Origin of the sequence: Paenibacillus sp. GCM10027627 (assembly GCF_042675505.1) — a bacterium.
GTDB lineage: Bacteria > Bacillota > Bacilli > Paenibacillales > Paenibacillaceae > Pristimantibacillus.
The window spans coordinates 1,463,707-1,478,157 of the sequence record NZ_JBHTHB010000001.1 but is presented as its reverse complement, the minus strand read 5'-3'; the positions used below and the strand labels follow the sequence as shown (position 1 = coordinate 1,478,157).

General features: G+C 33.2%; 13 protein-coding genes. 1 reads left to right on the top strand and 12 read right to left on the bottom strand.

Annotation, left to right across the window (positions count from 1 at the left end; genetic code table 11):
* Nucleotides 1-14: 14 nt before the first annotated feature.
* The 12 genes from ACFQZE_RS07300 to ACFQZE_RS07245 form a co-directional block, all read right to left on the bottom strand.
* Nucleotides 15-1,499, bottom strand: a complete 1,485-nt coding sequence (locus tag ACFQZE_RS07300) for a hypothetical protein (protein WP_379355157.1) — start codon at nucleotides 1,497-1,499, stop codon at nucleotides 15-17.
* Between the two features lie 17 nt (nucleotides 1,500-1,516).
* On the bottom strand, nucleotides 1,517-3,244 hold the full coding sequence (locus ACFQZE_RS07295; protein ID WP_379355155.1) for a terminase: 1,728 nt from the start codon (nucleotides 3,242-3,244) through the stop codon (nucleotides 1,517-1,519).
* A gap of 163 nt (nucleotides 3,245-3,407) precedes the next feature.
* Nucleotides 3,408-4,511, bottom strand: coding sequence for a hypothetical protein (locus tag ACFQZE_RS07290; RefSeq protein ID WP_379355153.1), 1,104 nt, complete (start codon nucleotides 4,509-4,511; stop codon nucleotides 3,408-3,410).
* Nucleotides 4,512-4,768: 257 nt separating this feature from the next.
* A complete protein-coding gene (locus ACFQZE_RS07285; RefSeq protein ID WP_379355151.1) occupies nucleotides 4,769-5,371 on the bottom strand; it encodes a ClpP family protease in 603 nt (200 codons plus the stop codon).
* A 48-nt stretch (nucleotides 5,372-5,419) separates the two neighbouring features.
* Nucleotides 5,420-6,583 carry a hypothetical protein gene (locus ACFQZE_RS07280; protein ID WP_379355149.1) on the bottom strand — a complete coding sequence of 388 codons (1,164 nt, stop codon included), beginning with the start codon at nucleotides 6,581-6,583 and terminating at the stop codon, nucleotides 5,420-5,422.
* A 340-nt stretch (nucleotides 6,584-6,923) separates the two neighbouring features.
* The gene (locus ACFQZE_RS07275; protein ID WP_379355147.1) at nucleotides 6,924-8,135 is read right to left on the bottom strand and encodes a hypothetical protein; all 1,212 of its coding nucleotides are present in this window, start codon (nucleotides 8,133-8,135) and stop codon (nucleotides 6,924-6,926) included.
* A 4-nt stretch (nucleotides 8,136-8,139) separates the two neighbouring features.
* Entirely contained in the window at nucleotides 8,140-8,295 is a 156-nt protein-coding gene (locus ACFQZE_RS07270; protein ID WP_379355145.1) for a hypothetical protein, read from the bottom strand.
* Nucleotides 8,296-8,395: 100 nt separating this feature from the next.
* Nucleotides 8,396-9,589, bottom strand: a complete 1,194-nt coding sequence (locus tag ACFQZE_RS07265; protein ID WP_379355143.1) for a PhoH family protein — start codon at nucleotides 9,587-9,589, stop codon at nucleotides 8,396-8,398.
* Nucleotides 9,590-9,685: 96 nt separating this feature from the next.
* A complete protein-coding gene (locus ACFQZE_RS07260; protein ID WP_379355141.1) occupies nucleotides 9,686-9,964 on the bottom strand; it encodes an HU family DNA-binding protein in 279 nt (92 codons plus the stop codon).
* Nucleotides 9,965-10,095: 131 nt separating this feature from the next.
* Entirely contained in the window at nucleotides 10,096-12,687 is a 2,592-nt protein-coding gene (locus ACFQZE_RS07255; protein ID WP_379355139.1) for a hypothetical protein, read from the bottom strand.
* 3 nt (nucleotides 12,688-12,690) lie between these two features.
* Nucleotides 12,691-12,894: a hypothetical protein gene (locus ACFQZE_RS07250; protein WP_379355137.1), complete on the bottom strand. Its 204-nt coding sequence runs from the start codon at nucleotides 12,892-12,894 to the stop codon at nucleotides 12,691-12,693.
* Nucleotides 12,895-12,913: 19 nt separating this feature from the next.
* Nucleotides 12,914-13,126 carry a hypothetical protein gene (locus ACFQZE_RS07245; RefSeq protein WP_379355135.1) on the bottom strand — a complete coding sequence of 71 codons (213 nt, stop codon included), beginning with the start codon at nucleotides 13,124-13,126 and terminating at the stop codon, nucleotides 12,914-12,916.
* Between the two features lie 217 nt (nucleotides 13,127-13,343).
* Between ACFQZE_RS07245 and ACFQZE_RS07240 the strand changes: the two genes are divergently transcribed.
* Nucleotides 13,344-14,387: a tyrosine-type recombinase/integrase gene (locus ACFQZE_RS07240; protein WP_379355133.1), complete on the top strand. Its 1,044-nt coding sequence runs from the start codon at nucleotides 13,344-13,346 to the stop codon at nucleotides 14,385-14,387.
* The last annotated feature ends 64 nt before the right edge of the window (nucleotides 14,388-14,451 follow it).

The following is a 14,451-nucleotide window of genomic DNA, read 5'->3' as shown; positions in this document are numbered from 1 at the left end:
CAGGAGTAATAGATTTAAGTTGATCTATTTTGATTTGCATTAGTTTCTTTAGTAACTCTACCTTTGTCACTTAGGCTAGTTTCATCCACTTCTGGCCTGCCGCCAGAACCAGATAGTGTGTGTGAAGTTTGTAAAGGTTTCAAAAGTGTTTCTAATTTTAAATACTGATTCTCGAAGTTCGCTAGATTGATAAACGTGGATTGACGTATGCCCATAGCAGTAAGTGGAAGAAGCTTGGAATATCCTAATGTGGCTGCATCTTTGAACATGTCATACATTTCTTTACGATTGAAGATGCTTAACTTGGGGAATAGAATTTCAAAAGAATATGATTTATTCTTCACAACTGTTTTAAGTTTGTTGTCGCGCCATCTTTTAAATTGATCCAACAGAGGAAATAATAATGCTTCATCTGTTTTTATTGATTGAGAAAGCCCAATGCTACCGCCATCAGATCCACTACTGAATAATATTTTTGATGTGCCAATAGTGTCATATACATTTTTAGTGGCTCTTTCAATATTATCCTTCAGTGTAGATCCACGTTCTTGTAAATTGACAGATTGTACATCCAGAGGGGTGGTGATGACATCGATACCATCTTGAGAAATCATTTTCTTGGCATTACGGTGGAGTGCTTGACCTTCTTCAAGCTGTAATAGAGGCAGGCCTGAATCTTTATCAATGGGGAGTTTCTGTACGATTAATTTATACAAATTCAATTTACTTTGAGACTTGTCCATTTCTTTGTATTCTTTCAGATCAATAAGGTCAATGAATGAATCAGAGAGAAGGGGTCTAGCAACATCTTGAAATTTGTGACAACGTGCATATTTTGAGTCAAGTTGAACCCATTCCTTTGTTTCTCCTGATTTATACTTAAGGTACATTTCAAGAAACTCAGGAGGGAACATCTTAAACAACTCGATTTTTAAATCAGTATCTTTGTAAATATCGAAAAACCTTAAATTAAATTCAATTCCGTATACTCCATTAATCTTAAACTTAGACCTACAATAATGAGGTGGAAGCTGTTGTATCGAGATAATGTTGTCTAATTGACGTTCATAACCATAGAAAACTCCGTCAAGAAGCGTAATAAATGTAATGAAGCGTTCAGTCTCTTCAATGTACGAATTATCTGTGTAGTCAAGTACAGTTTGATAATCTCGCTCAAATTTATCTGAGTTAAACAATTCTGGTTTCTTCACTTTTGGAACAACAAGATAATCAAAAGTGAGCATAGTTGTGAAGTGTTGAATTAAACGCCTGTACTGTCCTGACGTAAAGAAGAAGTAGTTAGAGATTTCTCTAAGTTTTTCTTCGTTGTTGATTTCAAGTTGTTTGTTTATTTGTTCTTTCGTATATTTTATTTGAATATTGTTTGACTTATAAGAAAGAGCATACATGCCTTCAGACAATTTCTCATATTGGATCATTTCACGTTCATATGCTGGAAACGATATTTTTTCTTCTACTGGCTGGTTTATTTTTTCCACCTCCTATTGTAGATTGATTAGTTGTGGAACATATACTGCGATATATTAGGTCGATCTTTTTTCTTATTAACTATCGATCCACGACGAACCTGCTGTAGATACCATCCAAGCATAGCAAGACAGTACGCACGGTCATCATTCATTTTCCCAACCTTGTCCGTTGCGAGATCATAACGATAGTTATCATTAGTTCCTTTGTGTCGGTAGATATTAACAAGTTCCTCTTTTGCCAAATCTATATTTTTGAGTGCCATCTCCTCTTCGAAATCTAGTTTGACTTGCGCATAGGAGATTTCTTTTTCTTTCTGATTCTCTCCGTCGGCATTCTCAAATTCAATTTCTTTGCCAGTTTCTTTTGGCAACATCAGATGACCTTTATCATCGTATTCAGCAGTAAAGGAGATGAGATCGAGATTCATCATTTCAAGAAGAGCATCATACATTTCACGTTTGTATTTTTGTGGACTCATTAACTTCAACTTGTCGAGTGCGTTAGGAAAACGAGAAACATATTCTTTATTTTCTTCTTTATCGATAAGTCCTTTGTGGGTAATTCCCTCATCATCTACCCAATCTTCCATTAAGTAATCAGAATAAGTAGTGCCATGACCACCAGCACCAGAATCTATCATTAAACATTCAATGTTCTCATAGTCAGGACTTTTGTTACCATTGTAATCAAGAATCATCTTTTTCAGAGCTTTCATCTGCTCAGGAGTCCTCATGGGAGTTTTCTTTTTCTTGGCTATATCTACAAAACTCACACCATTTACAATCTCCATCCGAAATCCAACACGTTCATCATCAATAATTTCAGCAGCCAAACAAACCGAATTGTCGTAATGGTGAGCTGGATCATACGCTAGAATAAATCTACGTTTTCCTTGCGTGTCATTCTTGATGATAGGTAGGCGAACTTTTGAATTTCTGACAACAGTTGCTCTCTTAAATACTTGATTATCTCCACCATCAACAGAGAATTTATTATAGAATTCTCGCAATGCCTTCTCTTTGTTTTTTCTCATTTCTGCTTCAATTTCATTTCTCTCAATCAAAGAAACAGGGTAGAGTTTACCATTAAAGAAAGGTTTGATCATGATTTCACAGTTAATGTCGCAGACGAAGTAATCCTTATCACCAAGCATCATACGTTTAGAATAGTCCTTGTAAAGAGTATAGAAATAACTATCCGTGCTGGAAGCAGAAGAGATAAATAAACGTTGGTTTGGAACTTGTTTGGGGAAGGTATCTACATCCACATCTCCACCCATCCTGAATGTTGAGTTTTGAAGTAGGAAGGGGGTAGTGGCAACAACATATTCTTCATCTGTCCATCCTGATTCATCATAAACATTAAGGCTACTACGTTTACCCCTGTTGTTATTAATGTCACCACTCAAAGAAGTTACTGAGCTGCCATTATATAATTTATAGTTGAACCCTGACTGAGCATGGGTAAAGCCATCTGTATTCGCAGCAGATTTTACAAGCTCACCAATAAAGAAATCAGTTAGACCTGTAAAACTGTTGATTTCCTTTTTGGCAATTTTCTCTATCTTCATGAAAGTGTCCTGCGACTGTGCAGAGACGTTTGAAAGGATATAGGAGTTATGACCACTAAACAGAACGCCTTTGGTCATGATGAATGGAGCACTTAGGGTACTTTTTCCTCCGTTTCTTGTTATACACCAGAGATTATAAGGTCTAAGCCAAGTGTTCATAAATGCATATTTTTGTGCATCCAAAAACTCAATTCCAAAGAATCTCTCACAAAATTTAATTGGAGACTTGCTAACGCCCCCATTGAATAATTTCTGCTAACTTCAAATATCCTTCGATTTTTCGCTGAGATATTTGCAAATCGGTTTGTTTTATATAGATATCCATTGGGGGTCATCACCTCCAAGATTAGAGTAATTCAGTTATTGGAATTGAACTCTCTAACACTTTAATTTTTATTTTCAACTGCCTATTATCTTCTTCAAATATTTGTGATTTCTCTTCGAGTTTCTTAATCATATTTCTTTGTTCACTTAACATTTCTGCATAATCATTTTCATCAAAAACAAGCTGATCAAGAATACTTCTATGGCTAATGTCTGCGATTTGTTTCATGGCATCGCAGGTTTCAAGATCAAATAGATTCACAGTAGCTGCTTCAAGACCGATTTCATTGAGTTTCTTAACAATACCATTTAGAGTATTTCCACCTTTACTCTTGTTGTTATTATGGTTAACCGAGATACCATTGTCTTTAGCTAAAGCCAGAACAGTTTTGAGTACTTTTTCTTTAGTAGCGATAAGTGAACTTATACTACCTGTATTAATAGTCATTGATCTAGTATCTGAAAGCATCAAAGCCAATGCAGAATTCAGTTTATCTAACTGATTAAAAGCCTTCACAATTTCTATAACAACCGGTAGTTTAAAGCTATCCTCAAGTGTAGACTCATCAAGAAAATCAACTAAGCTATTATAGAGACCACGTTTATCGTTCTCATTTTCAAATAAAAAAGGATCGTAGCCAATCATTCGAATTACATCTACACGATTCTTTTCATCTTCAGAAGTATTTTCAACTATTCTGAGATCATTTGTAGAGCCAGTCTGAATAGCAACTGAACTGGTCTGTTTCGATTCATAATCACTTTCTAGCCATGTCAAATCTTTAGTTATTGCATTTAGTTGAATGGACTTTAGGTACAAACCGAAAGGTTCTTGCCCTTTCTTTTCACCTTCAATAATTGCACTGTCCCAGTAAGAAGTTAGAAATGGCCTGTTGAGATGTAAAAGCATCACCTTGACGGATTGCAGGTCGCTTGATTCGACATTTGCAGAAATACAAACTTTACACAATGAAACTCGCCCATCGACATGAAACTTGCTATTTGATTTATAGAAAAACTTTTCTAAGTTACGTTCCTCTTGACAATAAGTACATTTCTTTTTTTGTTGCTGCGGAGATATTTCTTCTGTTTCAACTTTTTTTGAGAACCTTTTTCTTTGAGTCATGTTTATCGACTCCCTTATTTGAATGCTTAATTTCTCCCTTAATATAGTTAGAAGGCAAGACAGCAACGATTGAGGGAGAATTACGTGCTGATTACGACCCTTTAACAGGTGTCAACTTGCCTATCTTTGCACGAATAAAAATGTGCAAACAAAAAGAACTGAGGTGATCAGTCTCAGTTCCAATGGTTCGAACACTTTTTGTTACAGTTCCCATACGGGATCAAATTTAACACCAAATAAAATTGGATTTTCATACCCTAGATAATATGATCAATTACTCCCCATTCAAGTGCTTGGGATGCTGTAAGCCACCACTCGCGATCTTTCATTAACTCATATTTTTCATCAGTTATCTTTGTATTGCGAATGATAAACTGTTTAATTTGCTCATCTTTTTCTTCTTGATATTTCACATGATCTTTTACTTTGTTGGTGGAACCGAATAATACAGTAGAACCATCATGGAATAGAACATTGGAAAATTCATAAGCACATCTTCGCTTGTGCTTTGCTCCTGCTACAAGTATAAGTGCTCCCATTGAAGCAGCATTTCCAATCACAGTAATTTTAATAGGTGTTTCAGATTTTTCAATTACTGAACAAATTGCAAGACCTACATCTACTGCGCCACCGGGACTATTTAGGATTATTTCAATTTCTTGCCTAGATTCAACAGGAATGCTTTGATCTTCTTTGTTCCATTTAATGATTTGAAGAGCTACACGTTCCACTAGATAATCATCTACTTCAGCATTAAGAATGAGTTGCCGATTTTTTAAAGATTCAAAGTAAGTGTATTCCTCAAAATCAATCATGGTATAAGGGGCTTTGCTGCATTTGTCTTTACAGTTTTCGCACATATTAAATTCCTCCAATATTTTAGTTTTAATTTGGAGGCATTGGCTTATCTAATTGGATAGGCTTGCCGTAGATTGTGAATTTAAACTAATACGCACTATTTTTTCAATATTGTTATAGTCCCAATAGGGAATTCGTACAAGTGTTATATTATTCAATCTACAATACTCATTTTTTATATGATCATTCTTTTTTGTTGTCTTAAATGATTCATCTCCACCAAACAATTCTATGGGTTCATAATGCTGCTTACCATCGAACTCAAAAATGATAATTAGATTTCCTCTGTTATCAAAAACAGCCTCATCAAACGGAAGTGGATAAATATTACGACACCCATCAATCCGAAATTGTGAGATATGAGAAACATTAAGTTCATCTAAAATGGCTTTGAGTTTTTCTTCTCCTCTTGATTTCTTGCACTCAGGACACCGATTTCCTTTACTAATAAACTTACTAGGGGCGACATAATATTCGTTGCCACATGTATTATGTCTGATTCTTATTTTTGTATTGCTGTTTACATATTCATTATCCATAATCGCGTACTCATTTTTAACTAATTCATATATTCTTTCTTTTAATGTTTCAATAGTGTAAGGTAGACTTTTTGCGCACTTTTGGCACCTATGTCCAGAATTAATAAAATGGTGGGGTTTGATAAAATATGTATGATTGCATATGTTGTGTTTTATTTTGAACTTTTTATTTTCATAACTCAACACAACATACTCAACTCCCACGATTTCAAAAATTTTATCTTGGAATAATTGTGGTGTCCAAAACAGTTTATTGCTATTACTGTCTTTTTGATTTCTCTTGCACTTAGGGCAATATAAACCATTCCTGAGTAGATATTTAGCTTTCTTAGTAAATTCGTGTCCGCAAATGTTGTGTTTTAATAATAAGTCAGTCTCGACATTTTTATAATCTTCACTTAATACACTATATTCAACACCTGATAATTCGAAGAATTTTTCTCTTATTGTTTCTATTGTATAAGCGAGATTGTTAGCACACTTAGGACATCTGCTTTGATGGTTTAAAAAATTATGCGGCAACACTTTCCACTCATAATTACACTTATTATGCCGAATAGAAATTTTAACTCCAGTTCCTTGATATTCTTCTAGGAATAAGTATTCATAGCCAACTAAATCGAAGACTTCTCTTTGGAATTGTTCATTTGTCTTTCTATTTTTACTTCTGTTCACTGAAAAATCCTCCTTAAATAATTAAAGACCATCCCTGTCTCACGACATTAATGATCTAAATAAGGAGATTGAGGATAGTGCATCACTGCATGACCTAACCTCATATTATTTTCTCAACTCTTGCAATATCTCGCAATTCTTCTGAATCTGCTTTTCTAAAATAAGCTCACCAGTTCGTATAGTTACATCCTCAAAAAACATGGACATACACTGATAAAAATCATTAGCTGTCTTACAAGTCTTCAGAATGTCTATGTAATCATCAATAATTTCTTCTTTGCTTTTAAGTTGACTTCCAAGAATTATAACATTGGCAGGAGAGGAGACTGGAAGGCGAAGGTTAGACATAATAAATACTTTCTAAATCAGTCTCAGTATATTCAAACAACATAAAACGTTTATGTGCGCCAACATATCCTTGATCTTTATGCCATTTATCAGTCTTATTTCTTGTCGCTAGTGTTCTAACCATCATACCGAAATAGTCTCTACCATCTTCTACATGCAGGTGGCCGATGTGGATTTCACGATTCTTTGCTCTAGCCCATTCCATTGGAAACTCAATAGGGAAGATGTTGTGAAGGTTTTTTCTGGCTTTATCTCCATGTGTAGTACCAATAAAGTTATCACCGAATACATGTGCCTTACGTTCAATGAATGAATCATCAATTTCAGCAGCAGGGTAGAGGCCTTTAAGAAGTTGTACAAATGCCCAGCTCATGGATTCGTCATGATTACCTTTTGAATACATTATTTTTACTTTATTAGAGTACTTAAACGCCGTATTGATTAGAGGTTGATAGAAGCTTAAGCAATCATTCCATGCTTTTTCCATGTCTACTGTTTCAATAGGTGTTCCACTGGATGTTCTACCTCTAAAATCATCATTGTGGAGCATGTCCTGTCCTACAATAAACAAAACTTGTTCCCACTGTCGATGTCTAATTTTGTTTGCTATTCGTTCTTGGGTTGGTTTGTAATAATCATAGTCAGAAACACCAAAATGAGGGTCAAAGAGGGGGATTTCAAGTAGTCGTTTATCTTCAATAAAATTTAGATTAGTTGTCAATTCAATTGGTTTTAAATTCTTCAATGATTCGATAAATCGATCAAAATTAAAGTGATTCTTGAGTGGGCGAACAGTAATTTTGCTTGCGCGTAATTCGAGAACACCTGCATCATTACTGAACGCATTCCAAATATTGCTCCTAGAAGAAATCAGATCCCATGTCGAAACATCATAACCATGAGCCTTTAGAAGATAAGCAGGATTTTTACTCTGCTCCAAAGACATTTCAATAAGTTTGTCACTAATTTGAGATCCGTCTTTATTTATTTCTATAGTCTCTTTGTAGTTTTTCTTATCATCAGTAGTAGAGATCTGTTTTGAGAGCTTGCTTTCTGATTTCAGTCGTGCTTTTACCCAACAACGAAATGATTCACCATTATCAAACAAGCCATCACTATATTTGTCAGCAAGCTCTTGCCAACTTGCATCAATTTCCTTGTTTTTCTTCTGAATTCCTATTTCAAGAAGTTTTTGATGATTCATCAATTCACTCCTTGTCATCTACTGAAACTACATATTTTTCTTTCAATGAAACATGGATTTTATCACCATCAACAGATACTGAGATAGAATCTGCATTTGGATATAAATTAAACAAATCTTCTTTGATCTTATTTAGTTCTTTCTGTTTATTGTCACTCACATAAATCTCTCCCTATTAGATTTTTGGTGTTACGGTAACAAAAAAGACAGGAGTGGTGTCCTGTCAATGAGTGGATATAGAAATTGAAGTATAAAAATGATTATAGGAAATCGGCTCTAGCTGCCATTTTTGAACGATGAACATAATTGAGTTGAACTTCTCCATAGAAATCTTGACCACGAAATACTTCAGAAACTCTTCTCATACCATTGTTATATCCAGCATAAGCTTCCATATCAACTTGTCCAGAATAATCACCATCAAGAATGATTTTGCAATCATCACCAACACGAGAAATACCAAGTTTCATTAATTCAACATCAAGGTTTTGACATTCAATAAACCAAATCAATGCCTTCATACCAGTGGTATCAAATCCACGAATATCAGAGAATGGGAGAAGAGCAAGCTTATTAGCTTCAATCTGCTTATAAACTTCAGATTCATCTCCAAACTTACTTGTAAGCATCGTGCCTGTTTGTGATTCCATCAACTTCTCTAAGCGAGTGCCTGGGTAGTATCCTAACTTGGCACTATTCTTTGAGGCAACAGGATTAGTGAAGATAATGAGTTTATCGTATTTGTTATTTTCAATCTCATTCCAAGCATAGTTTAATGTAATAATACTTTTACCACTACCAGCTTTACCTTTAATCATCGTCATCTGATTCGTTTGTAGACTGTCTAGAGCACAAACTTGGAATTCATCGAAAGCTTTAAAATTGCCAAACATGATTGTTTTAATGTCTTCAGGTTTACAACGTTGGAGTGAATTGCCGTTCCATTTGGCAATTTCAATAATCTCTTCAGATGCATCTTTAAGAATTACATATTGATTGATTTGAAATCCATGCTTATGTATATTGAAATGAAATGAGTCAATTTCATTTTCTTCAATTATAAATTCCCTGTAGCCAGTATAGTCATCATTTTGATTTCCAAGAGTATCAATCACATTGATATTTTCTGCTTTGGCTTTGATTTCTACAATGTAATCCCCTGTAACCAAAGATGCATTGTGTGTTTTAGCACATTCAATAATAACATCATCATTTTTCCCATACTTGCTATTATCAACAAGTTTATGATTTCGACTAAATACGGGATCGATATATAGATTAGACAGCTTCTTGATTTTGCGGACTGCTTCTCTTGCTCTGTAAGACTTTTCAGTAAATCCTGATTTAAGATTATCCAATTCATCAATTACGATTATAGGTATAATTATCTCATCATCATTATTTAGCAAATGTGAAAATGATAGTAATGCATTTGTATCAAAGACTATCTTCATGAGCAACATACCTTTCTCTAATAAGGTAGAGTGGGGAAGAAGTAGCTCTTCTTCAGAGCGCACTTCTTCATAGACGTTGTTTTGCTATTCGATATATTAAGAAATACTTACAAGTTTTTTTAGTTGTTTACTGGCTTTGAATGCAGGTACTTTTGTTTCAGCAATATCAATCTCTTCACCTGATTGCGGATTTCTACCTTTCCGTGCAGCACGTTCACGAACTTCAAAATTACCAAAACCTACAAGTTTAACATTTTCTCCAGATGCAAGTGTTTGTGCGATAACTTCAAAAACTGTTTCCACTACCTTCTCAGAATCTTTCTTAGAAATACCAGATTGTTCAGAAACTGTATTCACCAAATCATTCTTATTCATTTAATTTAATCTCCCTTATTTTTAAATTTTATATTGATAATGGGCGTTACCCTTACCATATGGCGCTAAAGATGATTTTAAAAAAAGACAGTCATACCAATGATTTGAGGGTGATTTTAAAAAGTAAATTATCAATAAATTAACGAAAAAGCGGTTAAAAACGTATGTTTTTGACTATTGTATAGTATACCCATAAGTCTTGCACCAAGCTTGACTTGCCTATTTTTTTGTGAAGATGTAGAAGAAATCTTAGATAGAAGTGAATACATTGTTTCGCTATTAATTTTTAATTTTTTGATAAAATAACTACAATACTTAATTGCATCATCAATTCGTCTTTCTTTTTCGTTTGTTGACAATGCATTATTTGCATATGTACTGTTAATTTTATTCACCATGGCTTCCACATAAAGAAGAATCTTTTGTTCCTGTTCATATGCACTACCTTTAGATCCAAAGGGCATCAGCAAGTCTTTTAAAGGAACATCTTTTCGATGATCTGCTGATTTAATATTCTCCATTTCTAAATATAAGAGATCCATTGGGCAATTATATTTCCCAGTTAAAATTTTCTCGTTTTGGCTAACATATCTCCAAAATAAAGGTTTGTTTTTCTTAAGGAGCTTGGTTTTACTAATAAAATCAATCTCTTTATTAATATTAATATCAAACATTTTTTTGGCAAGATCGATACATATTCCAGATAGAACTGTAACGACATCAATTTTCTTCATGAGATCATCTAAGTCTTCTATTGCATGACCAGAATGTATTAGATCCCAATATCGGGACATACATAACTGACCAATATTCACGGTTCGTCCAATGTATTTTTGGCTATTTGAAAGTTCACTATCAATGATTGCCATATCTTCATTGCATACTATGTAATCTCTTTTACTATTTTTAACTTGATTTATGCATACATCATATCTACCAAAAACTTTCTTTGTGATTGACAGAAGATGATTATCATCAGTTAATAGTACAGTGTCTGAATCATAATCTGCACCAGATAGAATATCTTGAAGAGGAAAGTCAATAGCATTAACACAAACTATATTTTCAGAGAGATTGAAATAAGTATTGATAATTTTTGAATTTATGTTCTTCACCAAAAGTACATTATTGGGACTAGTATGTGGGTTCCTAAAACCTGTTAATTCTGTCTCATTGAATAGAGATGTATGTACCTCATTTCCAATTAGAGATAATGATATAGGATTATCTCTATCTAGCTTTCCAATTGCATGGTATAAAAACTCAATTGGATTACCTAGCATTACGCAATAATCTCCTCTTAGACGAACCTTGCCATTTTTAATATGTGTAACATGACTGCTAATAATGTCCTTTCTAAACTTTCGAAAAACTTTTGTGTGAACAATTCTTGGACAAACATTATACAACTCAGCAAACATCTCATTGCAGTTAATATCGTTTGCATTTGTCTTAATATATTCAATAAAAAAGTTGTTGTCATTTTTAAGTTTAATAATAAACTTCTTTTCTAGTTTAGTGAAATTCTCTATGTCTTTTTTATTCATTGGTAAAGAGTTAAGCATTTGATAACTGGTTTGTTGCAATGAGTTTCCATTATCATCTACACCAAGTTTAGATCTTTTTTCACTTTTACATACTCCAAATTTACAACCATCTTGCTGAATTAATTTTTTCCAATACCTCCACATTTTTAGATCAGACCCTAGAATAGTGCTGAACTTTAAAGCTTTTAAACTGCTTGGAGTTGTAATTAAGTGAACATCCTTAGCATAAATGAATTCATTTTTGAACATGGTTGGAATCTTCCATTCGTCAAAGTCAATTCCTTGTGGACAATGATCCTTTAAGAATTTCTGAATATTACAATTGAAGGCAGCACTTTTAAACATATGATTTCTAAGGAGCATCATCGATTTATCTCCAGTAAAATAACTTGTGTCAAGAAGTGCTTCTCCATCAAATAAGTTATTCTTTATTTGCGCATTTTCTTTAAAACTATTTAAATAACCATTTTCATCAGTTTTAATTACGTTTGCTCTTCTTGTGAAAGTACTATGTACATCATCAACCATTAATATATTTTTTGGATCAATTGTAATAATGCTTTCAATTGAAGAGCCAACCAAACTTTCATAAGCAAGTAGGGAAGGGAAGTCAATTCCATCTTCTTTTGGTCTATTGTTAAAATCAATGTTCATTCTGCTCCATTTTATCATTGGCTTATGGAATTTCTTTTTGATGAAGAGGCATTGACCAATTCTAGACTTGGCACTAGAACGCTTGTAGACAACATAATGTGATCCATTTAAATAAAATCCATCAGCATACAACTGTTTACGTAATTGCTCAGTGGTGACTTCATTCCATTTCGCTTCATTTGATTCAAATTTTATTAAATCTATAAGATCATTTAATTTTTGAGCATATGTACTTTTATTGTCATCTAATTTTAAAATCTTCTCAGTTAATTTAGTGATTATGTCTATTCCTGAATTGACTTTTTGCTTAAACTTAACATTAATAATATCATCAGAAAGCATTTTATTATTTGTTTTTTTTGTTTTTGTTTTGAGTCCAATTGAAACTAGTTTATTTAACTCTAAACTTGAAGGGATCATGCCTATGTATTTAATATCAATTTCTCTACCTCTAAACATATGATTATATATGTCGCAACCTTCAATTGAAGGTATATATACAGGTTTACTCAATTCATTCAATATTCAAGCCCCTCCAAATTTTAAATGATAGTCGTATGGAACCCACTCTCTATCATCATCAATTCTAAATCTCAGACCTCTTGCTACCGAGGCTTCACTTTCGTAATCATCATTACACTCATCACAACCATATTCATTTTCGCAATTACACTCCCATTTTTCATCGCAAACAAAAAGGTGGTCACAAGTATTTGGATTATGTTTCATTATGAATAGTTCTCCATTACTATAATTTTCTTTTAATTTCCCCACGCAGCATTTTCAATTCCCATTCATCTTCATATTTATAATTCCTTTTAAAAACACTCTCATATGTATCCCATCCATCATCAACTCGTTTAAAAATTGTTTGAGTTTCCTCACAAAACATCTCATATCTTGGATCATAAAGTCCATCATAATATGCATCTTGCACTGTTAATCTTGAAAACTTCCCCATTCATTAATCACCTTTTTCATATTTTTATTTTATCACCCTCTCATAATGATTCGGTAAAGAGGAATCAAAACTCAAAATCAATTCCTATTTACGGTTCTAACTTAGCATGGTTACTTAGCAATTGTCAACAAAATAAAATATTAAAAACAACAAAATATTGACAAAGCATACCAACTATCATATGATGAATAAAAATAGTTGGGAAAGGATGATTACTTTGTCTACAGCAGCCAACATTCAGCGAATCGGTGTAGAATCTGCATTTATTGATATTGAATCATTTTTGAATCAATATGAAAGTAAAAACACAAGAACAGAATATAGACGTGATCTTTTGGAATACTTTCAATACATGCATGGAAAAGATTTATCAGATTTAGATAAAGATGATATTATTAAAACTAAGAACGGCGCTATTATTAATAAGACTCATGCAATAGAGTTTAGAAATTTCCTAATCAAAAAAGCAAAAGCAAAGAAGTCAGAGAATTATGAAGGTACAATTAACAGGAAAATGAGTACAGTCAAAGGGTTGCATAAGTTTTTTCAGAGTATTGGCTATGATGTGAATTACTTGAATTTTGATCTGAAACGACTTAAGTATGTTCCAAATAGTTTTGATCAACTTAGTAAAGATCAAGTTGTCCAATTAGCTGAACATGTTCTTCAATATACTTATGGAAATGAACTCAATGCTTTTATTTACCTATCCACACAAACAAGTTTTCGTGTTGAAGTACTTGTTAATTCAGAAAAAAAGAATATAAAAAAGTCTGAAAAGGATTCTCTTTACCTTATTACATTGATTGATAAGATGAAAGATAAAAGAACCATGGGATTCGAAAAATGGGTATATGATAAAATCGAGCAATGTATAACAGATGAAAAGCTATTTCCTAACTTAACAGTAGACAATGTTCATAATGCAATTACCAGAGCAGCTAAAGAGTTGGGATTTGAGGGAAGGGTCACAACGCATTCACTTAGAGGTACAGCATTAAACTATGAAATTGAAGTTACTGGCGATATTATTCAGGCAATGGAACAGTCAGGTCACAAGGATATTAAGACATTTAAAAATCATTATGTGAAAACTAAGAAGGATTTTAGGAACATGGCAGGGATTCGCATGTTTAGAGATATAAATGAGGAAGTATTTGATTTGGTTAATAAAGAGGAGTTATTGCAAATTCTCAAGGAGTGTAACAAATCAGCCTATGAACAATTAGCCTTGAGAATACAAGACATGATTGGGATATAAAATATTAAAATATATAAAAAATAAAAATTGACAGATTAACTGAAATGATGATACATTTGAAGCG

Coding starts and splice junctions, on each gene's coding strand:
- ACFQZE_RS07250 (WP_379355137.1), bottom strand. CDS start 12,894: ATGAAACATAATCCAAATACTTGTGACCACCTTTTTGTTTGCGATGAA.
- ACFQZE_RS07285 (WP_379355151.1), bottom strand. CDS start 5,371: ATGTGCGAAAACTGTAAAGACAAATGCAGCAAAGCCCCTTATACCATG.
- ACFQZE_RS07245 (WP_379355135.1), bottom strand. CDS start 13,126: ATGGGGAAGTTTTCAAGATTAACAGTGCAAGATGCATATTATGATGGA.
- ACFQZE_RS07290 (WP_379355153.1), bottom strand. CDS start 4,511: ATGACTCAAAGAAAAAGGTTCTCAAAAAAAGTTGAAACAGAAGAAATA.
- ACFQZE_RS07265 (WP_379355143.1), bottom strand. CDS start 9,589: ATGAAGATAGTCTTTGATACAAATGCATTACTATCATTTTCACATTTG.
- ACFQZE_RS07260 (WP_379355141.1), bottom strand. CDS start 9,964: ATGAATAAGAATGATTTGGTGAATACAGTTTCTGAACAATCTGGTATT.
- ACFQZE_RS07275 (WP_379355147.1), bottom strand. CDS start 8,135: ATGAATCATCAAAAACTTCTTGAAATAGGAATTCAGAAGAAAAACAAG.